Below are 24,250 nucleotides of genomic sequence, written 5' to 3' on the forward strand. Positions count from 1 at the left end.
AATGTGTTGAGCTGACCAGTACTAATCGGTCGAGGGCTTGACCTTAAAGCTTTTCTTAAATCGCTGTTCAGTTTTGAAGGAACAATTATGATGTAACAACAAACAATGTAGGGGCCGATTTATCGCGTCCACAAAGGAAACGTTGGTTGTTAGATTACACTGTTTTGCAATGTGCAGATGAATGTAAATTGAAAATAAGTTTTTCTGGTGGCTTTGCCGCAGAGGGTACACCCGTTCCCATACCGAACACGGAAGTTAAGCTCTGCAGGGCTGATGGTACTTGGGTTTATCCCTGGGAGAGTAGGTCGTCGCCAGAATTAATTTTTAAAAGCTAGTAAATACTAAGTTTACTAGCTTTTTTAGTGCGTTGTTATAAATGGCAGAAATACCTCAATATTTTAATAATTTAGAAGGAATTTTAAGTTATAATGAAGAACAAATAATACATAAACTAGCAATAATTTTAAATTTTTCTCCGAGCCTATTGACCTTACAGTTGTGGTTTATAGGCCGTTAGGGTATGTAGGGAAACCTATGTGCCTCCCGGTGTGGAAAGGAGAGTGATGGTGATTAATTAAGCCAAACTTGCTTTCACATAGCGGAGTTTGGTTTTTTGTTTTTAAACTACATATATTAACAACCGAGAGGGTAAAAAAATTATTGGAGGGTTTGTCATGAAAAAGATTTTTGCTTTATTTATTGCTATTATGATGGCAGTAATGCTAGTGGGTTGTGGTGGCCAAGCTGCCGAAAACAATGAAGAAAACGCACAACAGCAAAGTGAGCAACAAGAACCTGCAAAGAAAGACGTTATTTTAGCTACCACCACCAGTACCCAGGACAGCGGTTTGTTGGATGTTTTAGAGCCAATGTTTGAAGAACAAACCGGTTATAACTTGAAAATTGTGGCTGTAGGTACCGGTAAAGCACTATCAATGGGTCAAGAAGGGGAAGCAGACGTACTGTTAACTCACGCTCCTGAATCCGAGCAACCACTGGTAGATGCTGAAGAAGTTCTCAACTATCAATTGGTAATGCATAACGATTTTGTAGTGGTTGGTTCACCAGATGATCCAGCGGGCATTAAAGGTATCGCTAAGGCCACCGAGGCATTTGCCAAGATATCTGAAGCCCAAAGTGTATTTGTGTCTCGCGGTGATGATTCCGGTACTGATAAAAAGGAAAAGGGTATTTGGAAGGAAGCAGGAATTGAACCAGCAGGTGAATGGTATCAAGAAACCGGCAGTGGTATGGGTGACACATTAGTGGTTGCTAACCAAAAACAAGCCTATACTTTAACTGACCGTGCCACCTACTTGGCTCACCAGGATGACATGGATTTAGAAATTCTGGTGGAGGGCGCCGGTGAATTACTCAACATCTATCACGTGATGGAAGTTAACCCAGAAAAGTCAGATAAAATTAATAATGAGGGTGCTAAAGCCTTTGTAGAATTCATGGTTAGTGAAGAAACTCAAAATGTAATTAAAGAATTTGGTGTGGAGGAATATGGTCAGCCATTATTCTTCCCAGACGCTGGCAAAACAATGGAAGATATTGCAGCTTAGCAGACACAAACGGTTGGTTAAAATACCAACCGTTTATTTTTTTAACTACATTAAAGAGCGATAAAAGTTTATAATGACAGTAAGACTTTCCAGTTGGAGGTGTTTTTGTGATTTCAAAACAAGATGTCAGCCAGTTGGTGTTAGATGGTAATCACCAGCAGCTGATTATTTTGGCTAAATTAGATACTAAGCGCATTTTACGTTATTTGATGCGTTTAACCTATGCCACAGATGAACTATTGCGTTATCGGGCGATAGAGGCCTTAGGATTAGTGGCGGGGGTAATTGCGCAAAATGACCCGGATACCATTCTAGATTTAATCCGTAGGCTTATTTGGTCAATGAATGATGAATCCGGTGCTCAAAGTTGGAGTGCCCCTGAAACCATCGCTGAAATCATATATAATCAGCCGGATATGTATCATCAATTTGCTTCGGTGATGATAAGGGCATCAATTGATGAGGAGATTTTTCAACAGGGAATGCTTTGGGCTGTAGGTAGATTATCTGCCAAGGTGGACTATATTAGAAAGATATTGCCGGAAATGACTTCTTTTTTAGATCACCATAAAGCTAATTTAAGAGGTTATGCTGCTTGGGCGTTGGGGCAGGCAGGTGCCAGTGAAGCATTGGATAAATTGAGAAGGTTGGAAAGTGATAATCATACTGTCAGAATTTATATTGAAGGTCAGATGTATCAAAAAACGGTGGGCCAACTGGCCAGTGAAAGCATAGCAAAGATTAGCTAACCTGCCTTTATTTACATCGCAAACTCTTCTTCATTTTGGTTTATAATTAGATAGTTAATAAGTATAAGTAGGATTTAAGGAGGCATTATGAGGAAGAGTTTTACCAAAAGGAATATGATAAAAACATTAATCCTTACCACAGTGATTATGTTTTTTGCTATTCTGGCCGTAAGTTTGGACAAGCCTAATGAAAAACTAAATAACAATGATGTTTCAATTAGCCAGTTGAATAATGAAAGACAAGAATTACTTAATGAAAAAAGGCATGATCGGTCAGATCAGACGGTGATTTCTATTATTGAAGAAAAATCAAAAGAACAGTCTCAAAAAGAAAGTAAACAAAAAGAAGTAGCCTTAAATGAGGCATCAATTGCACAAGCTGAAAGAACTGTGACCACTAATGCTGCCAGTCGTGGGACAAGCAGAAAGAATGAAGAGATGTACTGGCTGGCTAGAATAATTGAAGCCGAGGCAGAAGGGGAATCATATATTGGAAAAGTAGCAGTTGGCAATGTAATTTTAAACCGCGTTAATTCCAGCCAATTCCCCAATACAATATACGGTGTAATTTTTGACAAGCAACAAGGCTACACACAATTTTCCCCTGTATTGGATGGTCGAATCTATAATACGCCAAGCAACGAAAGCATAAGCGCGGCCCAGGCTGCTTTAGGTGGCCAACGGCCAGTGGGAGATGCTTTGTATTTCCTTAATCCCAGTAAATCACAAAGTTTTTGGATTACCAAAAACAGACAATACATGGCCACCATTGGTGACCATCAATTCTACTATTAAATGCTAACTGGCCAACTTAAAAGGGGGTTGTTGCAAAACTTTGCAACAACCCCCTTTTTAACTTATTCGAAAATCACTGGTCATGTTATTTAGTTCTCCGGCCATTCTGTTTAGTTCATCTGCCAATGACGACAATTGTTGCATCGAAGATGTTTGCTCCTGAGATATCGATGTGACATTCTGTACAGCGGAAGATATTTCTTCAGCGGAACCAGCTACTGCTTGTACCTGATTAGCCAACACCTGTACCTTACCGATGATTTCACGGAAGTTACTACCTACTTCATCTATAACCTGCTTACTGTTAATTATTTCATGTGAACTATTTTTCATTATGTCAACTGCTTGTTCGCTTTCCTGCTTAATATTGTTAATCATCTGGTAGATTTGTTGCGCTGCTTTGGCCGAACTTTCAGCCAGCTTTCGCACTTCTTCTGCAACCACTGCAAAGCCCTTGCCCTGCTCGCCCGCCCTAGCAGCCTCAATGGTGGCATTTAAAGCGAGCAAATTGGTTTGTTCGGCGATTTCTGTAATCATATCAACTATCAGAGATATTTCTCTCGTGCGTTTATTTAGGTTACTTATGGCCTCAGCCACCTGACTGGACACTACATTGATACTGTCCATATGTTGTTGCACTTTATCTAAACCTTGGCTACCTTCAGAAGCTAATTTTGCAGTATCGTCTGCAGCGTTAGATACTGCCTTGGCATCTTGGGCCACATTTTCACTGGTGACAGCGATTTGATTCATTGTGGTGGCAATCACTTCGGTACCGGCACTTAACTGTTGTGAAGTATCTGCGACGATTTCGGAAGACTTCACAACACCTTTAGCGGTTGTGCTTATTCCTGCTACCATCTGTAACAGATTATCTTTCATTCGATTAAAATTATCCGTTAGAGTTCCAACTTCATCCTTGGTGGTTACCCTAATACTTTCTCCGGTTAAATCTCCTTGGGACAGTTTGCCCACTTGTTGCTCTAGCATTAAAATGGGCTTGGTAATTTTGTTGGCTTGCACTAATGTAATAAACAAACCGAAAAATATTGAGCAAATGGTGGCTATAGTCACCGTTTTACGCATCCCATCAACCTTTTGATTGTTATTTTGCAATTGCTTTGCCATAGCGTTGTCCTGCATATTCGCCAATTCCGTTGCAATGGTAATGATGCTGTTTATTGTTCCCTTCTTATTTAATGTAAAGTCTACCACTGCGTCTGGACCTGCTGCCATTACAGCTAACCCTTGATTAACATAGTCATTATATTGTTCTAGAGCTTGTTTTAGTTCGTTAACTTTTTGTTTGCCTTGATTATCACTAACCATTGATTGTAGCGATTTAAGGTTGCCTTCAGCATTTGCCAAAGCTTCTTGGTAACGGGTTTGATACTCCGGGTTACTGGTAAATAGATAGGAACGCATGTAGAGAGCACTATACTCAAAGTTTTTTACCAATTGGTTGGATACACTTTTAATTTTTTCTTGATTGTTTAACAGGTCGTTATATGATTGGTTAACATTTTGTATTTGTTGCATACAAAAGATACCTAGAGCCATCAAAAGAAATAAAATACTGGCACTGGATAACATTAACTTGGTTTTAAACTTCATCAACCTCACCTCAAATTAAAAGTATGTGTATGTTTTCACTAACCATATATATATCATAATAAGAAAATAATTGCCGCACTATTTTGTCACATTTAGCCGCAATTAAAAATATTTTTGTACCTTGACTTTATTGCACAATAATATGAAAGGGGCTGCTGCAAAACAAACTAATCAGTTTGTTTTTAGCAACAGCCCCTTTTTTCTACCGTTATTGAGTCTTAATTAGTCCTCCGCAATGGAAGGTTTAATGTCTATATCATTTTTTATCAGTTGTACACCCGGCATGGGTTTTCCGTCATCCCCTAGAATGATCAAATAAAAACCCTTTTCTTGGTAGTTTTTAATAAAATCTCGGTAGGAGTTTTTGTAAACACCACTGTACACCATAGTAGCCTGTTGACTAAAATATTTTCTACCATAGTTAAATTGGACAAAGGTGTCTGGCAAATGTTTTTGTGTCCTTTCAATATCCGCTTGATCTTTGACTTTATCTAATAATTCAGCTAATGTAGAGCGGCTTTCAACTTTAAGGGTAATCATCTTTTTAACCCTTTTGATTGACACTGCTAATTCAGTGTCCACACCGGTGACATCGGTTTGTTCGCCAAAAAAATGTGGGTGCTCTGAATTAAGTGGTGTTAAGGTTGGCTTGATCAACTCCATGATGGCTGCAGTTCGTAAAAGACTATCCAAATCTATATGGTCTAACATTAGAATGGCGTAGTCTTCACCGTTGATATTAGAAGTGCCGATGCCTATCTTAATAACATATTCTTTCATATGTTTCAACCTCCTCTGATTATAAACCTAATGATTGTGCACACCCTCTGATAGTATAACAAAAAACTACAAATAATTAAAAATAAACCGGAGGTTTACTCCGGTTATTTTTAATACAAACATTCTAATTATGTGATGATGATTTAAAGAAGGTACTAATTATTGCTATAATACCTGCTGGCAAAATCCATCCCAGCCCCTGTTCCTGCAATGGTAAATAGGTGAGCACCTTTTCCAAACCAAATACCGGAACATTAAAAGAGATAATTAAGTTTACTAGAGCGATTACCACCGTAGTTCCTACTGTACCAACATAAACAGCTCTACTACCGCCAAAAAGATTATGAAAGATGGACAGTAGAACTAACACAATAACCACTGGATAAACCGTTACCAAAAGTGGTACAGATACTTCTAAAATCTTTGCTAATCCCATATTGGCTAAAATAGCACTGACTAATGCTGTTAAAATACAAACAGTATTATAACTAACCTTATTATTGGTGAGTCTGCTAAAAAAGCTACCGCTAGTGGCTACTAATCCAATGGCTGTGGTTAAACAGGCCAATGTCATGCCAATAGCAATAATTACTTTCCCGGTGGAGCCAAGCAGTGCTTCGGTAACATATGATAGCATTTGACCGGGGTTATCTCCGGTAAAATTGGTCCCTGAGGTGGCGCCAATATATGCTAGCCCGATATAAACTGATCCTAGCCCAATGGCAGCAATAATGCCGGCGACAATAGTGACTTTAGTAATTTCATTATTGTCGGAAACTCCTTTAGCACGCACAGCATTGGCAATAACTAGCCCAAAAATAACAGCAGCTAGGGCGTCCATGGTATTGTAGCCTTCCAAGAAACCTTGGGTAAAGGGAGTGGTATAGCTTCCAGCACCTATGCTGCCTGTGGGAGCAATGACACCTTTAACGATAATAATAGCTAAAAACAAAATTAAAAATGGTGTTAACAATTTACCCACGTTATCTACAATTCTGGAAGGACGAAGCACAAAGGCCAAAGTAATGGCAAAAAATACAATGGTCACAATGGCTAAAGCCAGGGTAACATTTGTGGTGCTGGACAAAAATGGAGCAATTGCCACTTCAAAGGTGGTGGCTGCAGTCCGGGGAATGGCTAATAATGGGCCAATGGATAATACTACAATAGTAGTAATTATTTTGCCAAACAGAGGATGAACCCTCGCCCCCAAAAGTTCTAAGTCCCCACCGGCCTTGGCCACAGCAGCAACACCCAGCAACGGTAAACCTACACCGGTAACAATAAATCCCAATACCGCCCACCACAATTCATAACCGGCCTGTTGGCCCAGCTGAGGTGGGAATATTAGGTTACCAGCCCCTAGAAACATAGCCAAAAGGGCTAAACCAGTTATTATGATGTCCTTTCTTGAGAGCTTCATAATTGACGTCTCCTTTATATTAATTTGTCAATAAATATACAAAAACCTCGTCTCTGTGACGAGGCTATTTTACCTAATGATAATACTTTATAATGGTAACACTACTTAACATAAAGAGTCAACAATAATTATGTTTAAATAAATACACAAAATGTTTAAAAAATTAAAAAATGTCTAATGTATTACACACACTCAATCTGGTTACTGGGGGATAATATGTCGAAAATTAATATAAATATAAACAAGATGCAGAAATATGGCGCTGGCATAATAAAAAGAATGTTTGGCATTGCAGTGGGCAGCGTATTATTGGCGGTGTCATTAAATGCCTTAATTATACCCTATGGGCTGCTGTCAGGGGGTGTTGGTGGACTGGCCCTTATTGGGACGTATGCTTTCGAAATACCATATTATATTGGTGTTTTTGTTTTAAATATTCCTATTTTTATTTGGGGGCTAAAGGAGTTGGAGCGGGAGTTTATTATTTATAGTTTGGTTGGGACAGTGGTATTAATTATCACCCAACCGCTGTTAAAACCCTATGTCCCCTCACCAGAGCTTGATTTGTTCCTAGCTTCAATTTTCTCCGGTGTCACCTATGGTGCTGGTATTGGTATTGTAATAAAGTTTGGTTCCTCCACCGGTGGGTCTGATATTCTGTCCATAATTATGAAAAAGAGAAAAAATATCTCAGTAGGTGCCTTTAATTTTTATTTCAATATCATTGTATTGGCACTGTCACTATTTTTCTTTGAGTTGAAAATAATGCTGTACACTGTTATTAGCATGTGGGTGGCTGGCAAAATGATGGATGTTGTAATAGAAGGTTTTAATCGCCACAAAAATGTAACGATTATTTCAACCCAAAATCAGATTATTGCCGAGAGAATTATTAACGAACTAAAAAGGGGGGTTACGCTGCTAGAAGGTTATGGTGGATTCACTAAAAAACAAACGGATGTAATAAATTGTGTGGTTAACCACTATGAAATTGCTAAACTAAAACAAATCATTATTGAAACCGATCCCCATGCCTTTATGTTTATCACTGAAACCATAGAAGTGGCCGGTGAAGGATTCAACCAAAACTAACATTAGATTAATGATATGTTGTGGCTGGCAAGTAGGAAAAATCATAAAAATGTCGAAAGTAGTTCTAAAGTTTATTGAAAGTAGTTTAGTTTTCTGTGGGGGTAATACATATGGCTGGATACCAAACCAATGAACAACTTCTGGAACAACAATTGCAAAAACTACAATATAAAATAGCTGATCTAGAAACGATACTATATAATGAACGTAAAATACTAAAAAATGAAATTGAACGACGCAAAGAGAGAGAATTAGATTTAAAAAGAGACAGACAATTATTATACTCAATATTAGACGGATTACCAGCTTATGTTTATTTAATTGCGGCGGATTATTCTTTTTACTTTGTGAATCGTAAATTTTATGATATTTTTGGAGACCCTAGGGGTAAGAAGTGTTATCAAGTAATGGGCAATAAAGAGAGTGCCTGTGCAGTTTGTGAAACTATGGAGGTATTTAAAACAAACCAACCGTTAAACTGGGAATGGCAACACAGTGAAGAACAGGTTTATGAAATTAATGCTTACCCCTTTTCAGATGGCAGTGGTACCCCCTTGGTACTAACCTTGGCGGTGGACATTACTGAACGAAAAAGACAAGAAGAGAGATTGCGCTTATCGGAGGAACAACTAACTAAGATTATTAATGCTGCTCCAGTGTTAATATCCCGTCAACGTTTGTCCGATGACGTAATTGAAAGTGTAAATGAGTGTTTTGTTGAAACAACCGGTTATACCAGTGAAGAGGTGATGGGAAAAACGCCAACTGAATTGAACATGATTGATAGAGATCAAAGTGAATTAATTAAGCAACTGATTAACGAAAAGGGAAGTATCCGCAACTTAACAGTGCACATTCGCACTAAATCAGGAGAAATTAGAGAAGGTTTGCTATCATCGGAAGTACTTAATTTTAATGGTGAGCTACAACTTTTAAGCATTAATAATGATATAACTGAATTAAAGCGGATGGAGCAGGAAATGGCTAAGCTAGATCGATTGAACTTGGTGGCGGGAATGGCCGCCGGCATTGGCCATGAAATTAGAAATCCCATGACAACGGTGCGGGGTTTATTACAAATATTAAAAAACCGAGACACCAAGTGCAACCAAGAACAACAAAATTTTGACGTGATGATATCAGAATTGGATCGAGCCAATGAGATTATATCGGAGTATCTTTCTTTAGCCCGAAAGAAGCCCAGCGATTTAAAACTGCAGAATCTCAACAATATTATAAAAGCATTGTTTCCATTAATTGAAGCCAATGCTATTGTTACTGGCAAATGTGCAACGCTGAATTTGGGGGAAGTACCGGACTTATTACTGGATGGTAGTGAGATGCGTCAACTAATTATAAACTTAGCCAAAAATGGTTTAGAAGCCATGGAACCAGGCCAGAAACTCACCATTAGTACTTATAGAGAAGATGATGAGGTTACATTGGCTGTGCAAGATGAAGGGTCAGGAATTAAACCTGAATACCTGGAAAAGTTGGGAACCCCCTTTTTTACAACTAAAGATAACGGTACCGGCTTGGGTTTAGCGACCTGTTACAGCATTGCCGCCAGACACAATGCCACCCATAGTATAAAAACAGACTGTAATGGCACGATATTTTATATTCATTTTAAAATTTAGTAATAACACACAGGTAAAAACCGAGCATCATTAGCTCGGCTTTTATCAGTGTGTTATTGTTTTTTAAAGTTTTCTTCTAAAGCATCAAAATCATAGGTGGAACTGGGCTTGCCTTCTGCAATCCCTTGGTTTATGTCCCGTAGTCGCTCTATTGTGTCAGGGTCAGTGGTAATGTAAAGGGAATTAAGGTTAGGATTTTCGTTCCTTACTTTATCATCAACCATTTTCTTAACTTCGCTTTCATTAACATTCATATTACTATTTAAGTCCAGTCCAATATAAGCCGTACTTCCAGCAACCACCACCTGACTTTTCACTACTCCCGGTACATCATCCACAATGCTGGCAATTTTAATGGCCTGATCGTTCGAAGCAGGCTGGCTTTGATATTTATTGTTTTCTGGGTCTTCGTTTTGGTTGCGATTATCGATATCATCGGCCACCGGTTCTGGTGTTACCGGTTGTTGGGGCGCTGGCTTTTCTGCGGCAGTGCAACCACCAAATATTAAAGACACCAAAAAAATAAAACTTAACAGAATATAAGCTGATTTCTTAGCATACATCGGTACCTTCCTCCTTTTGCTTTAGCCTTATTTTGATGTATTATTGATAAAATAATACATTGTTAAATTGATAATTTTTGTAGGTTTGTTGTGCACTATATACACCGCTTAAACTGCTTGTGTTTTTGTTCTAGATAGGATATAATACAACAAGTGGCTCGAACAATGCTTGGATATACGGTAAAACTTTCTCTATTGCCAATGGCTGGGGGGTTATAAACTGTTATTTCCCTAGCACGGGCAATTATATAGGGGAGGTTTTTTTATTATGTATCAAGACAAAACTTTAACTTGCAAGGACTGTGGTGCTGAATTTGTATTTTCAGCTTCTGAACAAGAATTCTACGCTGAGAAGGGTTTTGCTAACGAGCCAGGTCGTTGTCCAGAATGCCGTGCTGCTCGTAAGGCCCAAAGAAATGGTAACGGTGGCTATGCCCGTAGAGAGCGTCAAATGTACGATGCGGTTTGTGCAGAGTGTGGCAAAGAAACTCAAGTTCCTTTCCAACCGCGGGGCGACAGACCAGTTTACTGCCGCGACTGCTACAGACCACGCAACAACTGGTAAGTTTTAAATTTTAGAAATTAGGGGGCTGTTGCCAAAACAAACCTTACGTTTGTTTTGTGCAACAGCCCCCTTTAAATCATCATATGGCCTTCTCACCTTGTTCGCCGGTTACTTCTTCATCCTCAGATACCCTCAAGTCTGTAAAGATTCGTGATGCACGTTGCTGTCGTACTTATAGCCGCCAAAGTCAATGAAGTTGGCCACTCTAGCCTTGGACGGTAACGTTACTCCCCTTAATACTTCATCCTTAAATGTGTTTAACCCGGTGCGGTCAACGATATAACCCACATGTTCTTTAGTTAGTGAACGATCGATATACTTATCGATGTACTGGTAAAGGTTGCCGCATACTTTTAATACTGTGTCCCGGTCTACCCATTCCAGAAAACTGCGGGCAATGCGGGGGTTTTTCTTGCCGGTTCTACCCATGATAACGATGCGATAATAGGTTTCGCCCCTGGTCCAGGCGGCGGTGGGGCATTTTAATGTGCATTCACCGCAACCAATACATCTTAATGGGTCCCGCTTAACTTTGTAATTTTCAAAGGTGAGGGCTCCGGTGGATACCTTTTTGCAGTTCTTTACACAGGCCTGGCAACCGATACAGCGGGAAGCGTCATAAATTGGTTCCACCTGTCCAATAATGCCAATGTCCTGCATGTGAGCCTTAATACAATCGTTGGGGCAGCCAGTGATGGCTATTTTTACATGTGGGTCGTGGGGATAAATAATTTTTTCCACATCAAAGGCCAGGGCAGTGGTGTCGAAGTTGGCATTAGGACAAACTCGATTGCCAATACAAGCTGAAACGTTACGGGTGCCGGCAGCGGGGTAACCTTTAGCGGGGTCGGCAATGGCTACACCCCGGTCAACTTCTAATTCTTTGATAATTGGCGCAATCATGGCATTTATTTGTGCCATCTTGTCAAAGGGAATGGCGGGGATTTCAAAGCCTTGTCTGGTGGTAATGTGCACAGTGCCATTGCCAAACTTAGTGGCGATTTCTTGGATTAATGGCAAAAATTTAACCGGCAGGTGCCCACCGGGAACCCTGACGCGCAGGCAGGTTAGATGACGATCTCTGGTAATTCGCCAAGCATTTTTAATTACCTTTTTTGTATTAATAGACATTTATTCACCTCCGGTTAATCTAAAAGTTTTTTAGACTTAGTGTAGTTAAACACTGGGCCCTCTAGACAGACATAGGTGTCATCTATTTTACAGTGGCCACATTTACCCAGGCCACAGCACATTTTACGTTCAAAGGACACCCAAATATTTTTTTCAGCAATGCCCCGTTTTAAAAATTCTAAAGCGGCAAATTTCATCATTACCGGCGGTCCCACAATCACCACCCGGGTATTTTCAATATACGCTAGGTCAATTTCCGGGATCAAGTTGGTAATTAACCCAACTCGACCTGACCAGCCGCTGTTTTCATCAGCATTATCCACCGTTACTTGGACATTAAACTGTTGTTTCCAATTGGCGATTGCATCGGTAAATAGCACATCATCAGGACTTTTAAAACCAGCCAATACATTAAAGTTCTTCAGCAGTTCTGGATTTCTATAAAAATGACTAATCATGCTTTTAACCGGCGCTAAGCCAGTGCCGCCGGCAGCAATAATTAAGTGTTTACCTTCAAAGGATGGTACGGGAAAATGATTGCCATAGGGGCCACGGATAAATAAATGATCAGTTTGATCCAACTGGTGAATAACTTTAGTCACCTTGCCCACACGGCGAATGGTCATCTCGATGTAACCTGGTCCAAAATCACTGACGGAAATGGGGCATTCTCCCACTCCGGGAATAGAAACTTCCACGAACTGTCCCCACTTGGGGTCAATATTGCATGCTAGACGATAAGTCCAGTCTGTCTCCGTTTGTTTAGTGATGTTAATTATCGGTGCCTTAAATGGCAAATATGGATTTTTAGTCATTATTGTTCACCTCCTGAACAGCCAGTGCCAGTTTATTAACACAGCGGGAGAAGGATATATATTCAGGACAAACGTCGTCGCAGCGGCCACAGCCTACGCACATGTGCACACCAAAGCGCTTTTTGTAATCATTAACCTTGTGCATCACTTTAAAACGCATGCGTTGGCTTTTTTCTCGGCGGAAACTGTGACCACCGGCCACATCGGTAAAACCGTCAACTTGGCAACTGGCCCATACTCGGCGCCTTTCGCCACAGTTGGGGTTATCTTGATAAAAAATATCCTGCATGGTAAAGCAACTACAGGTGGGGCAGGAGGTATTGCAACGGCCACAGGAAATACAGCGGGCGCCGTATTCCTGCCAAATTTCATGTTCTGCAACGATATCTAAATCTAGATTCTCTGGTAAATTCACTAAAATATTATTTTTTTCAACAAACTGCGGTTGCACTTCCATTGCCGTTCCTAAAGTCGAAAATAAGCCATCAATGTCTTCCTTTACGTTGCAAAGGTAAAAACCCTTTTCTACCCTAATGGAGGCACTGTAATTTTCGGTGTGGTTGGTGCCCATTGAGACACAAAAGCAATTATCAAAACTATTAATGCAATCCATCAAAATAAATTTAACTTTACTGCGCAATTGCTGATAGTAATAGTCCGGCTCTGAACCGTTTTTTAACATAATGTTGTCTAAACGATCCACTGCGTGGATGTCACAGGAACGCAAAAAGATGATGATATCCCTGGGATCTACCTTTGGTTCACTGTACTCGTCGGCGGTGAAATAGAAAAGAGTCTGATTGATTGGATAAAATATTTCTTTAGCAGAAAAATATGATTTGTGGCCAAAGACAATGTCTTCGATGGTGTTTGGTTCACCGTACCCAACAATATCAGAATTAGAAAAACGTCCTTTGCCTTTTAACAGTACTGGAGCGTAAACCCTATATTTTTGTTTTAACTCTGTTAAAAGTGCATTAAATTCCTTTGCTGAAAACCTGTAGCCCACCAGCATCCCTCGCTTTCAATAATATAATAGTAAATTAACACAGAATCAGCAATTTGCTTATGATGTATATCACATTGCTATAAATTAATGGAAATATTTATAGTTGGTTAGTCATTTTAAAATTACATGTTTTTTATAGAAATAAGGCCGATTTTAATATAAATTTTAGAAGTATATTGTATTATGACAAAGGCTTTGTGACATAGTGTCACTATCAAATAAAATTAAAATTATTTATAGATTTAAGGAAATTACCATTTTATTATAGTTGCTTCATATATATATTAAGATTATATTTAGTAGATGTAATAGGACTAGTAATTTTGTGAAGTAAGACAAAGTAACAATTTTAAAATTAAATAACTATCATAGCAGGAATTTTTTGGTTATAATGGAATACACAAAATAGCAAGAAAATTTATTCACTTATACCAATTGTGATATAAATCATGGATTGCTTTGGTGGCAAATTATATACTTGTGTTGGTGTCATTAATTATCTTAATCAAATGAAGGCTTAAAATTAAAAATTACTAGGAAAGGGGGATTTAACATGCCAGAAGGTGGAGCGATACTACTATTTCTCATGGTGGCTGTGGGGTTTACAGTGGTTACTCTTGTTCTTTCATCTTCAGTTTCACCACGACTTAAAAACAAGGTTAAAGAAGAGCCCTACGAATGTGGACCGCCAACCATAGGGCCAACATGGGTACGCTTTAAGGTACAATATTTTATTTATGCACTATTATTTGTAATTTTTGATGTGGAAACAGTATTTTTGTATCCCTGGGCGGTGGCATTCAATAAACTGGGATTGTTTGCCTTTATCGAAATGATTATCTTTATATGCATTCTGGTAGTTGGTTTGTGGTATGCCTGGAAGGAGGGTGCGTTGGAATGGAAATAAAACCGCAGCAATGTAGACATCCAATTGAAGACATGACCAACGACGTCGTTCTGCAGCAACAAGTGAAGCGTACCATTGCTTTGGCGCCACTGGAAAGTCTGTTAAATTTAGCCAGGGCCCATTCCCTTTGGCCAATGACCTTTGGTTTAGCCTGTTGTGCCATTGAAATGATGGCAGCCGCTGGTCCTAGATTTGATTTGGCTCGTTTTGGTTACGAGGTGTTTAGAGCATCGCCTCGGCATGCCGATGTGATGATTGTGGCCGGTACCATTACTAATAAAATGGCTCCTTATATCAGACGTATTTATGACCAAATGCCAGAACCTAAATGGGTAGTGGCCATGGGAAGTTGTGCCATATCCGGTGGCCCCTTTGTGGATTCCTATAGCGTGGTTGCCGGTGCCGATAAGATTGTACCGGTGGATGTATATGTACCCGGTTGCGCGCCGCGCCCAGATGCATTAATTCAGGGTCTGTTGATGCTTAAACATAAGATCCGGGACCCAAAGGTGGTGGATAAAGAGCCATGGAAAGCAATCAAGTAATTGATAAAGTAATCGCGAAATACCCACTGGTTGAGTTCGTTGACGATCATTTGCTGGTACCCATTGAAAACCTGACAGCGGTAATGAAAGAGTTAAGGGATGAATTTGGCTTTAATTTACTAACCAATGAAACTGCCGTTGACTATGTAGAGCACTTTGAAGTGATTTACAACCTCTGTCGCGTCCCGGAAGGTACAATGCTTAATGTAAAAACTAAAGTTGATCATGAGCAACCAGAGTTGCCCACGATGGTAGATATTTGGGCAGCGGCCAATTGGCAAGAACGGGAAATTTATGACTTGCTGGGAATTCGGTTTATTGGCCACCCAGATTTACGGCGCATTCTATTGGAAGATGATTTTCAAGGTTACCCACTGCGCAAAGATTTTAAATGGGTTGGCGGCCGGGATTAAAAGGGGGTGTAGTGATGATAAAAACTGAAGAATTTACTCTGAACATGGGCCCCCAGCATCCATCAACCCACGGTGTATTTCGTTTGATTACACACTTGGATGGTGAAACCGTTGTCAAGGCGGAACCGGTTATTGGTTATTTGCACCGGGGAATCGAAAAGTTAGCTGAGGCCAGAACCTATAGCCAATTTATCCCTTATACCGATCGTTTGGATTACCTATCTTCAATGTTGAACAACCTCGGCTATGTGCAAGCGGTGGAAAAACTGATGGGTGTAGAGGTGCCGGAAAGGGCGGAATATATTCGGGTAATTGTCTCGGAAATGTCCCGTTTATGTAGCCATTTGATTGCCACCGGAACGTTAATTATGGACTTGGGTGGTGTAACGGGTTTCTTTTACCCTTACAGAGAACGGGAAAAATTAATGGATATGCTAGAAATGATTAGTGGTTCCAGATTGACCTTTAGTTATATGCGTATTGGTGGTGTGGCCGGTGATATTCCAGCCGAAGTTTTGCCGATGATTAAAAAATTTACTGAGGAATTTCCGGCCTGTGTGGATGAGTACGAAGGACTTATAAATGGCAACGAAATATTTCAAGCCCGCATGAAAGGTATCTCTGTACTTGCTAGAGAGAAAGCACTGCAATACGGGGTCACTGGTCCAATTTTAAGAGCAGCGGGAGTGAACTATGATTTGCGCAAAGTACGCCCATATGGTATTTATGACCAGTTTGATTTTGAGGTGCCGTTGGGTGAAAACAGCGACTGTTTTGATCGATTTAACGTACGGGTGCAAGAAATGCGCCAGTCCAATCGCATTATTGAACAAGCGTTGGAACAGCTAATGGAACTACCTGAAGGACCGGTCATTGGCAAGGTGTCTAAAGTGATCAAACCGCCAAAGGGTGAAGTCTATCATGAGATTGAAGGCTCTAAGGGTGTTTTGGGATACCATGTCATCAGCGATGGCACCGTAAACCCCTATCGGGTGCATGTGCGTAGACCTTCTTTTATTAATCTAGCATTAATTGATGAGATGTGCCGTGGCTGGAAGGTGGCCGACGTAATAGCCATTTTGGGTAGCATTGATATTGTGTTGGGCGAAGTTGATTGTTAGAGCCAAATGACAATTAAGAAATTATGTCTGGGGGAATTGGCATGGAAAACTTGTTTGTAGATATAGCCGGTTCGCTTAGGGCCACACTGGAAAATGTTGGACTGTCTTCTTTTTTGACTGATACTGCGATGGTATTAATTAAAGTAGTGGCTATATTGGTGTTTATTTTACTAAATGCCATCTGGCTGATCTACATGGAACGAAAGGTCTGCGGCTATATCCAGTGCCGTCCTGGTCCGAATCGTGTTGGTCCGAAAGGTTTGTTTCAGAGCCTAGCAGATGCGCTGAAACTGTTTGGTAAAGAAATAATTACGCCAAGTGAAGTGGATAAAACACTGTATATCTTGGCACCCATCTTGATATTTGCACCGCCATTATTAATTTTTGCGGTGATCCCCTTTGGGGAGGGTATGGCGGCCATTGATATGAATATTGGAGTGTTTTACGCCCTGGCTGTGACTTCCCTTGCTACCGTTATTTTTTGGATGGCCGGTTGGTCTTCTAACAACAAATACTCGCTTTTGGGTGGTATGCGGGTGGTTGCCCAGATGGTTAGTTATGAACTGCCCCTGGTGTTGTCCCTACTGGGTGTGGTGATGATCACCGGTACCTTAAATATGAGTGAAATTGTGCGCAGCCAACAGCATATTTGGTTTATTTTCACCCAACCGCTGGCATTTTTAATTTATTTTATTGCTGCCCTGTCTGAGAGTAACCGCGCCCCCTTTGACTTGATAGAAGGGGAGCAAGAAATTATTGCCGGTCCCTTTACTGAGTATTCTGGTATGGCCTTTGCCATGTTCTACTTGACCGAATATGCCAATGTGCTACTGATTTCCTTTATGTGTGCCATCTTGTTTTTAGGGGGTTGGTTGGCACCCTTCGGTTGGACATTTATCCCCGGTTGGCTTTGGCTGTTTATCAAAGTTTACCTAATGATCTTTATCATTATGTGGATCCGCTGGACCTTTCCCCGTATCCGAGTTGACCAATTAATGGGCTTTGGTTGGAAAGTGCTGTTGCCGCTGTCCCTGGCCAACATCTTTGTTACCGGTTTGGGAATAAAGATCTTTGAAATGATGGGATGGTGATAAAATGTACGGTTCCGGTTTAATTAAAGGTTTATCAATTACTTTAAAAGAGTTTTTTACCAAAAAGGTAACTGTGGAGTATCCCGATGAAATCTACCCTTTGCCAGACCGTTTTCACGGTAGATTTACCTTTGATAAAGATGCTTGTATCAGTTGCGGTATGTGCGTACGGTCTTGCCCTAACAGGGTAATTACCTTGGAAACCGAAACAGTGGCCAAGAAAAAACGTATTTTAAAGTACGAAATGGATATTAAGTATTGTATGTTCTGTGGTATGTGTGTGGAAGCATGTCCTAAGGGTGCCCTGGGGTATGCAAAGGACTTTGAATTATGTCAGTATAAGTGGGGAAAATTGCCGATGGTATTTGTGGAGGAGCAACCGTTACCTCCGGAAGAACGAGCTAGACTGGAAGAAGCGGCTAAAAAAGAAGCTGAAGCCAAAAAGGCTGCTTTGGAAGCTGCTAAGGCCAAGGCTGCTGCCGCCAAAGATTCCTCGGGCAAGGAGGGATAATATGGAAAACTTAACGGCCATTGCTTTTTGGCTGCTGGCTTTAGTGGTACTGGGAACAGCGGTTATGGTGGTAATGTCTAAAAACATGGTGCACAGTGTGTTGTGGTTGACCGTTGTGTTTATTGGTCAGGCCGGCATATTTATTTTATTGGATGCTATGTTTTTGGCGGCCATTCAAATATTGGTTTATGCGGGTGCCGTCTGTATTATGGTGGTGTTCGGAGTTATGTTTACCCAAAGGGATGATATTAAAAAATCAAACCTGTTTAACAAACGATTATTGGCGGGCGGTTCAGTGGTAGGTCTGTTGCTGGTGACAGCATCAACCTTGGCCCTTAAAAGTAATGGCGTTGTTCCTTTGGCAAAGGGTTCAGTGCCAGAGGATACAGTGGCCAAAATTGGTGAGCTAATGCTATCTAAATATGTGGTGCCCTTTGAAGCGGTGGCGATACTGCTTTTAGTGGCACTGATTGGGGCAGTGTTCCTGTCCATGGAGGTGAAGACCGATGCTAACAACGATTAGCCCGATGCACTTTGTATTGCTGTCCGGGGCTTTGTTTGCCATTGGTTTATTTGGAGCGATAACTAAGAAAAACGCCATTTCGGTGTTGATTTGTATTGAGCTAATGCTAAATGCAGCCAACATCAACTTGGTGGCATTCAATAAGTTTTTTACCCCCGAGCTGTTAACCGGGCAGATGTTTGCAATCTTTGTCATTGCCATTGCAGCGGCTGAGGTGGGATTGGGATTGGCGATTATCATCGCAATTTTCCGCAACAAGCTGTCGGTGAACCTAGATGACTTTAACCTGATGAAGTGGTAGGAGTTCTATGAAGGTAGGTGTTTATAAATGGTAGAGTTTGCAATGCATCATACTTGGTTGGTACCTCTACTACCTGCCCTTGCCTTTTTAATCATTGTGTTTATTACTAGACCTTTGCAGCGATTGAGTTCAGCCGTAGCCATCGGTTTTATGCTCAGTTCATTTGTTATTGCCGCATCGGCTGCTTATGGGGTTTTTACTAATCCGCAATTTCAATATCAACCGCTGGTATACACAATGCGCTGGTTTGGCATGGAAGGGTTTAACGTTGATGTGGGAGTATTATTAGACCCGTCATCGGCGATGATGATTTTTATGGTGTCGCTAGTGGCGTCGCTAATTCAGATTTATTCCTTAGGATACATGAGGGGTGACCCTGGTTACTCAGTATTCTTTGCTTATTTGTCCCTATTTGCGGCATCGATGTTTGGTTTGGTGATCTCCAGCAGTTTACTGCAAATGTTTGTATTCTGGGAACTGGTGGGACTTTGCTCATATCTTTTAATTGGCTTCTATACCCACAGAGTGTCAGCCCGGGAGGCAGCTAAAAAGGCTTTTATCACCACCCGTATCGGGGATTTTGGTATGATGTTGGGGATGCTGTTATTGCAGATTATTTTTGGCACTTTAAATATTCATGAGTTGTCTGAAATAATTCCCAACTTTGAGAATTATACCACTGCCGGCATGATGACTTTAATTGCGGTACTGCTGTTCATCGGCCCCATTGGCAAATCAGGTCAATTCCCGTTGCACGTTTGGTTGCCTGACGCTATGGAAGGACCGACACCGGTATCGGCATTAATTCACGCTGCCACCATGGTTGTGGCCGGTGTTTACTTGGTTGGTAGATCAATGTTCCTCTTTGTTGAGGTACAGTCTGCCATGCAATTAATCGCCGTTGTGGGTGCTTTTACCGCCCTATTTGCCGCCACCATTGCCATTACCCAGCGGGAAATCAAACGCATTTTGGCGTACTCCACCGTTAGTCAGTTGGGTTACATGATGCTGGCGTTGGGTGTGGGTAGCTTGACGGCATCATTTTTCCATCTGTGGACCCACGCCTTTTTTAAAGCGCTAATGTTTCTCGGTGCTGGTTCGGTGTTGCATGCATTGCATGACCGGGCAGATGTTTGGAAAATGGGTGGCTTAATTAAGAAGATGCCCATCACCGGTTGGACCTTTGTTATTGGTGGCTTGGCCATTGCTGGTATTCCACCCTTTGCCGGTTTTTGGTCTAAGGACGAAATTTTATTAACTACCTATTTAGAAGGTCATTATATTTTGTTTCTAATGGCAGCCTTTACAGCATTTTTGACCGCATTTTACATTTGGCGCATGATATTCTTGGCCTTCTTTGGTGAAGAGAACCCAGAAAACCATCCCCATGAGTCGCCTTGGACAATGACTATGCCGTTAGTGGTGCTGGCCGTTATGGCCACCGTTGGCGGTTTAATTGGCACACCAATGGCCCCCCACTGGCAAGAATGGATTTTCTTTGGCCATCCACACCATGTGGAAACCAATATAGTGGTGATGGCAGTTTCTGTGGCACTGGCGGTGGCAGGTATTGGCTTAGCATATCAACTATACTATAAAGATCGCAATAAAGAGACCGTTAAAGCGATGGCAGTAAGGTACAAACCAATATATACGCTGCTTTATCACAAATACTATATTGATGAAATTTACCTCTGGTTTAACCACAAGATTGTTGACGGCAGTGCCAAGTTAATTTACCTATTTGATATTTATGTGGTGGATGGCATAGTCAATGGTTTAGCTGCCATTACCAGAGGTGTGCCCAGCGTTACACGGTATGCACAAACAGGTAAACTGCAGACTTATGTGTTGGTATTTTTCTTGGCCGTGCTGGTAATTACTGTGCTGTTGGCCTTTAATGACCCTGCCGCAACCACACTGGTGCTGGGAGGTGTAAAATAGATGAATTTTCCATTGCTTACGGCCTGCCTGTTGGCGCCACTGTTGGCAGCTTTAATCATCATATTTTTGCCTAAGGAAGAAAGCAAGTTACACAAATCGGTGGCTGCAATTGGTACCTTTATCTCGCTAGCCATTAGCTTGTATGTTTATTTTGCCTATGATATGGCCCAAGGCGGAGTACAGTTTGTGCATCGTATAGACTGGATTAAAGATTTAGGCGTAACTTTTTACATGGGTGTGGACGGTTTATCGCTACCCATGCTGTTGTTAACCAACTTGATTGGTTTTACCGCCATCTTTGCCTCTTGGAACATTAATGATCGCACTAAAGAATTCTTTGTGCTGTTGTTGGTGTTGATAGCGGGGGTTATGGGCACCTTTATCACCCAGGACCTGTTCATTTTCCTGTTGTTCTATGAAGTGGTGGTAATCCCCATTTACATTATGGTAATAATTTGGGGTAGTTCTAAACGGGTAACCAAAGAGTATGCCGGTATGAAACTGACCATTTACCTACTGATTGGGTCGGCATTTTTATTGACAGCGGTAATTGCTACCTTTACTAAGGCATTAGAACTAACCGGTACACCGGATATGAGCTTTGAGGCCTTAGCCCAAGTGGCATTCCCCGAACAGTTTCAAATTTGGATGTTCTTGTTAATGCTAATTGGCTTTGGTTCACTGCTATCAATGTTTCCGTTCCACAGTTGGTCTCCTGACGGTTATGCCGGGGCGCCAACGGCAGTGTCAATGATCCACGCCGGCGTATTGAAAAAGATTGGTGGTTACGGTTTAATCAGATTTGCCATTTACGTCATGCCTGCCGGCGCTGCTTACTGGTCACCATTGATTGCGGTGCTGGGTGTAGCCGGTGTTGCTTACGCCGCCATGGGTGCTTTGGCGCAAAAGGACTTAAAATATGTTGTTGGTTATTCATCGGTGAGCCATATGGGTTATGTGCTATTGGGTGTTGCTGCCCTAAGCGTCACTGGGGTAAACGGTGCGGTGGCTAACATGTTTGCCCACGGTGTCATGGCCGCTCTATTCTTCGCAATGATTGGCTTTATTTACGAAAAAACCCATACCCGTCATATTCCGGATTTGGGTGGTTTGGCCCGTCAAGTGCCTAAATTAGCTGCCGGTTTTATGCTAGCAGCCATGGCCTCGCTGGGTCTGCCAGGTTTAGTAAGCTTTATACCTGAGTTTACCATCTTTATTGGTTCCTTTGAACGTTTTGGTTTATTGGCAGTGGTGGCCATTGCCGGTATTATTATAACAGCACTGTATGTACTGCGGGCCGGTGCCAACACTTTGTTTGGCCCACCCCGTGAAGAGTATAATCACTTAAAGGATCTTAAAGGTCCAGAAATGGTGCCGTTGTTGGTATTGGGAGCAGTATTAGTAATTGGTGGTTTCATGCCATCACTGTTGTTTGATGTTGTTAACAGTGGTGTGACACCGATTCTGGCTCACATCAACGAATACCTACCCACTGCTGTACAGATTGGGGGGATAAACTAATGCCGTTTGATGTAAGCTTATTAACGATAGAAATAACACTGTCAGTGTTGGGATTAACCATCTTGGTGCTAGGTTTAATTGTTCCTCCTAATGCCAAGCGGGGTTTGGGAGCCATTACCACCATCGGGCTGTTGGGCACACTGGCTGTTGCGGTGGCGCTATGGGATATGCAAGGTTCATTGTTTGATGGCATGTTTATAGTGGATCAATATGCCACATTCTTTAAAATAATCTGTTTGACCGGTGCTCTATTGGTTACCATGGGTTGCACTAAATATGTAGAAAATATGGGCGCCAACGGTGAGTATTACTCAATTTTAGTATTTTCGATATTGGGTATGTGTGTGATGGCATCGGCGGGGGACTTCCTTACCCTTTACGTTGGCTTAGAATTAATGACCTTAGCTTTCATTGTATTGGTGGCTTTGAACAAACGGGATGCCAAATCTGCTGAGGCGGGAATAAAGTATATCATCCTGGCGGCAATTTCAGCAGCGGCGTTGTTGTATGGTTTATCGCTGGTTTACGGTTTAACTGGCACCATCATGATTGCTGAGATAGCACAACTTGTGGTGGCCGGTTCCCTTAGCCCATTGTTGATTTTTGGTTTGGTACTGCTAATAGCAGGGTTAGGTTTTAAGGTATCAGCGGTACCGTTCCATATGTGGTCACCGGATGTTTACGAAGGTGCACCCACACCGGTGACGGCTTTCTTGGCGGTGGGTTCTAAGGCGGCTTCCTTTGCCATCGTGATTAGACTGTTTGTTGCTGGATTTATTGGCACCGCTGGCACTTGGGTTATGGCCATAGCTATTTTGGCTGCCATCACTATGGTTGTTGGTAACCTGTTGGCGATTCCACAAACCAATATTAAAAGAATGTTGGCTTATTCCAGTATCTCTCAGGCGGGCTATATGTTAGTGGGCTTAGTGGCATTAACCGAAGCCGGGGTAAAAGGGATTATGTTTTACGCCTTTCTATATGTATTTGCCACGTTAGGTGCCTTTGTGGTGGTGGCCACTGTATATAACAAAGTTAAAAGCGATGAAATCGCCGATTATGCCGGCTTAGCCCGACGGGCACCGCTATTGGCTGCAGTGCTGACCATTAGCATGCTTTCCATGGCTGGAATTCCACCACTGGCTGGTTTTGTAGGTAAGTTTTATTTATTTACCACCATTGTTGGTGATTATTTTTGGCTGGCATTACTGGGTTTAATTATATCGATGATTTCAGTTTACTACTATCTGCGGGTGTGCTTGGTAATGTACCGGGATGAACCAAAGGATAACGCTCCGATAGAATATAGCGGCAGTGTAACGGTGGTATTGCTGGCAACGCTAGTAACCACTATAGTCCTGGGTGTTTACCCAGGCCCCATTTCCGAAGTGGTAAACACTGCAGCAGCTTCATTCTTTATACACTAGAAAATGAAAAACAAGGTGCTGATTTAGCACCTTGTTTTTGTTTGAGTAACGTTATAAGTGTTTTATATAGATACTTTTAAATTATGAATTACACTCATGACTGCATGCAAATGCTTTTTGTAGGGGTTCGATTTATCGATCCCGTAAAACGTAACATTTGCGCATGGTGGCAAAGTTGCACTCTAAAGACAAAGGTTGCTAT

The 24,250-nt window shown here is 41.4% G+C and carries 24 protein-coding genes, 1 rRNA gene and 1 riboswitch; of the genes, 18 read left to right on the forward strand and 7 right to left on the reverse strand.

From position 1 onward, the window contains the following. Nucleotides 1–203 precede the first annotated feature (203 nt). From rrf to V6C27_10145, 4 genes are all read left to right on the forward strand, one after another. Nucleotides 204–317 (forward strand): 5S ribosomal RNA (gene rrf, locus V6C27_10130). 144 nt (nucleotides 318–461) lie between these two features. Beyond that, a riboswitch (molybdenum cofactor riboswitch) is annotated at nucleotides 462–575 on the forward strand. 99 nt (nucleotides 576–674) lie between these two features. Next, a complete protein-coding gene (locus V6C27_10135) occupies nucleotides 675–1,568 on the forward strand; it encodes a substrate-binding domain-containing protein (GenBank protein ID MEG6616772.1) in 894 nt (297 codons plus the stop codon). A gap of 107 nt (nucleotides 1,569–1,675) precedes the next feature. Further along, on the forward strand, nucleotides 1,676–2,317 hold the full coding sequence (locus V6C27_10140) for a HEAT repeat domain-containing protein (GenBank protein MEG6616773.1): 642 nt from the start codon (nucleotides 1,676–1,678) through the stop codon (nucleotides 2,315–2,317). 114 nt (nucleotides 2,318–2,431) lie between these two features. Then, nucleotides 2,432–3,112: a cell wall hydrolase gene (locus V6C27_10145; GenBank protein ID MEG6616774.1), complete on the forward strand. Its 681-nt coding sequence runs from the start codon at nucleotides 2,432–2,434 to the stop codon at nucleotides 3,110–3,112. A gap of 57 nt (nucleotides 3,113–3,169) precedes the next feature. Here the strand turns inward: V6C27_10145 and V6C27_10150 are convergent, their stop codons facing one another. The 3 genes from V6C27_10150 to brnQ form a co-directional block, all read right to left on the reverse strand. Continuing rightward, nucleotides 3,170–4,726 carry a methyl-accepting chemotaxis protein gene (locus tag V6C27_10150; GenBank protein ID MEG6616775.1) on the reverse strand — a complete coding sequence of 519 codons (1,557 nt, stop codon included), beginning with the start codon at nucleotides 4,724–4,726 and terminating at the stop codon, nucleotides 3,170–3,172. A 222-nt stretch (nucleotides 4,727–4,948) separates the two neighbouring features. After that, the gene (locus tag V6C27_10155) at nucleotides 4,949–5,506 is read right to left on the reverse strand and encodes a hypothetical protein (GenBank protein MEG6616776.1); all 558 of its coding nucleotides are present in this window, start codon (nucleotides 5,504–5,506) and stop codon (nucleotides 4,949–4,951) included. A 124-nt stretch (nucleotides 5,507–5,630) separates the two neighbouring features. Next, complete coding sequence (gene brnQ / locus V6C27_10160; GenBank protein ID MEG6616777.1) at nucleotides 5,631–6,929, reverse strand: branched-chain amino acid transport system II carrier protein; 1,299 nt, start codon at nucleotides 6,927–6,929, stop codon at nucleotides 5,631–5,633. Nucleotides 6,930–7,145: 216 nt separating this feature from the next. Here brnQ and V6C27_10165 point away from each other — a divergent pair, with 216 nt between their 5' ends. Both V6C27_10165 and V6C27_10170 read left to right on the forward strand, forming a co-directional pair. Then, nucleotides 7,146–8,021 carry a YitT family protein gene (locus tag V6C27_10165; GenBank protein ID MEG6616778.1) on the forward strand — a complete coding sequence of 292 codons (876 nt, stop codon included), beginning with the start codon at nucleotides 7,146–7,148 and terminating at the stop codon, nucleotides 8,019–8,021. Between the two features lie 110 nt (nucleotides 8,022–8,131). Then, a complete protein-coding gene (locus V6C27_10170) occupies nucleotides 8,132–9,661 on the forward strand; it encodes a PAS domain S-box protein (GenBank protein MEG6616779.1) in 1,530 nt (509 codons plus the stop codon). Nucleotides 9,662–9,714: 53 nt separating this feature from the next. Here V6C27_10170 and V6C27_10175 read toward each other — a convergent pair whose 3' ends face one another. Further along, nucleotides 9,715–10,224 (reverse strand): YhcN/YlaJ family sporulation lipoprotein, encoded by a 510-nt coding sequence (locus V6C27_10175; GenBank protein MEG6616780.1) that lies wholly within the window; start codon nucleotides 10,222–10,224, stop codon nucleotides 9,715–9,717. Nucleotides 10,225–10,492: 268 nt separating this feature from the next. Between V6C27_10175 and V6C27_10180 the strand changes: the two genes are divergently transcribed. Beyond that, nucleotides 10,493–10,789 carry a zinc-ribbon domain containing protein gene (locus V6C27_10180; protein ID MEG6616781.1) on the forward strand — a complete coding sequence of 99 codons (297 nt, stop codon included), beginning with the start codon at nucleotides 10,493–10,495 and terminating at the stop codon, nucleotides 10,787–10,789. 132 nt (nucleotides 10,790–10,921) lie between these two features. Here the strand turns inward: V6C27_10180 and asrC are convergent, their stop codons facing one another. From asrC to asrA, 3 genes are read right to left on the reverse strand one after another with little or no spacing between them, the layout of a single operon-like run. Further along, on the reverse strand, nucleotides 10,922–11,920 hold the full coding sequence (gene asrC / locus V6C27_10185) for a sulfite reductase subunit C (GenBank protein MEG6616782.1): 999 nt from the start codon (nucleotides 11,918–11,920) through the stop codon (nucleotides 10,922–10,924). A gap of 14 nt (nucleotides 11,921–11,934) precedes the next feature. Then, nucleotides 11,935–12,735 (reverse strand): anaerobic sulfite reductase subunit AsrB, encoded by an 801-nt coding sequence (gene asrB, locus V6C27_10190; GenBank protein ID MEG6616783.1) that lies wholly within the window; start codon nucleotides 12,733–12,735, stop codon nucleotides 11,935–11,937. After that, nucleotides 12,728–13,750, reverse strand: a complete 1,023-nt coding sequence (asrA, locus tag V6C27_10195; protein ID MEG6616784.1) for an anaerobic sulfite reductase subunit AsrA — start codon at nucleotides 13,748–13,750, stop codon at nucleotides 12,728–12,730. Before asrA ends, asrB begins: the two co-directional genes overlap by 8 nt. 547 nt (nucleotides 13,751–14,297) lie before the next feature. Between asrA and V6C27_10200 the strand changes: the two genes are divergently transcribed. Genes V6C27_10200 through V6C27_10250 form a run of 11 tightly spaced genes read left to right on the forward strand, consistent with a single transcriptional unit; the run spans nucleotide 14,298 to nucleotide 24,048 of the window. Then, a complete protein-coding gene (locus tag V6C27_10200) occupies nucleotides 14,298–14,651 on the forward strand; it encodes an NADH-quinone oxidoreductase subunit A (GenBank protein ID MEG6616785.1) in 354 nt (117 codons plus the stop codon). A gap of 32 nt (nucleotides 14,652–14,683) precedes the next feature. Then, nucleotides 14,684–15,196, forward strand: coding sequence for an NADH-quinone oxidoreductase subunit B family protein (locus tag V6C27_10205; GenBank protein MEG6616786.1), 513 nt, complete (start codon nucleotides 14,684–14,686; stop codon nucleotides 15,194–15,196). After that, nucleotides 15,178–15,609 (forward strand): NADH-quinone oxidoreductase subunit C, encoded by a 432-nt coding sequence (locus V6C27_10210; GenBank protein MEG6616787.1) that lies wholly within the window; start codon nucleotides 15,178–15,180, stop codon nucleotides 15,607–15,609. The genes V6C27_10205 and V6C27_10210 overlap by 19 nt, the downstream gene beginning before the upstream one ends. Nucleotides 15,610–15,623: 14 nt before the next feature. Then, nucleotides 15,624–16,730: an NADH-quinone oxidoreductase subunit D gene (locus tag V6C27_10215; protein ID MEG6616788.1), complete on the forward strand. Its 1,107-nt coding sequence runs from the start codon at nucleotides 15,624–15,626 to the stop codon at nucleotides 16,728–16,730. A gap of 41 nt (nucleotides 16,731–16,771) precedes the next feature. Continuing rightward, nucleotides 16,772–17,821 carry an NADH-quinone oxidoreductase subunit NuoH gene (gene nuoH / locus V6C27_10220; GenBank protein ID MEG6616789.1) on the forward strand — a complete coding sequence of 350 codons (1,050 nt, stop codon included), beginning with the start codon at nucleotides 16,772–16,774 and terminating at the stop codon, nucleotides 17,819–17,821. Nucleotides 17,822–17,825: 4 nt separating this feature from the next. After that, on the forward strand, nucleotides 17,826–18,332 hold the full coding sequence (locus V6C27_10225; GenBank protein ID MEG6616790.1) for an NADH-quinone oxidoreductase subunit I: 507 nt from the start codon (nucleotides 17,826–17,828) through the stop codon (nucleotides 18,330–18,332). A 1-nt stretch (nucleotide 18,333) separates the two neighbouring features. Then, a complete protein-coding gene (locus V6C27_10230; protein ID MEG6616791.1) occupies nucleotides 18,334–18,855 on the forward strand; it encodes an NADH-quinone oxidoreductase subunit J in 522 nt (173 codons plus the stop codon). After that, entirely contained in the window at nucleotides 18,839–19,156 is a 318-nt protein-coding gene (nuoK, locus tag V6C27_10235; GenBank protein ID MEG6616792.1) for an NADH-quinone oxidoreductase subunit NuoK, read from the forward strand. Before V6C27_10230 ends, nuoK begins: the two co-directional genes overlap by 17 nt. A 27-nt stretch (nucleotides 19,157–19,183) precedes the next feature. Next, nucleotides 19,184–21,100, forward strand: coding sequence for an NADH-quinone oxidoreductase subunit L (gene nuoL / locus V6C27_10240; GenBank protein MEG6616793.1), 1,917 nt, complete (start codon nucleotides 19,184–19,186; stop codon nucleotides 21,098–21,100). Continuing rightward, a complete protein-coding gene (locus V6C27_10245) occupies nucleotides 21,101–22,621 on the forward strand; it encodes an NADH-quinone oxidoreductase subunit M (GenBank protein ID MEG6616794.1) in 1,521 nt (506 codons plus the stop codon). Next, nucleotides 22,621–24,048, forward strand: coding sequence for an NADH-quinone oxidoreductase subunit N (locus V6C27_10250; GenBank protein MEG6616795.1), 1,428 nt, complete (start codon nucleotides 22,621–22,623; stop codon nucleotides 24,046–24,048). Before V6C27_10245 ends, V6C27_10250 begins: the two co-directional genes overlap by 1 nt. Nucleotides 24,049–24,250: the final 202 nt, after the last annotated feature.

Source organism: Peptococcaceae bacterium 1198_IL3148, from assembly GCA_036763105.1.
In the GTDB taxonomy this organism is placed as follows: Bacteria; Bacillota; Desulfotomaculia; order Desulfotomaculales; family Desulfohalotomaculaceae; genus JBAIYS01.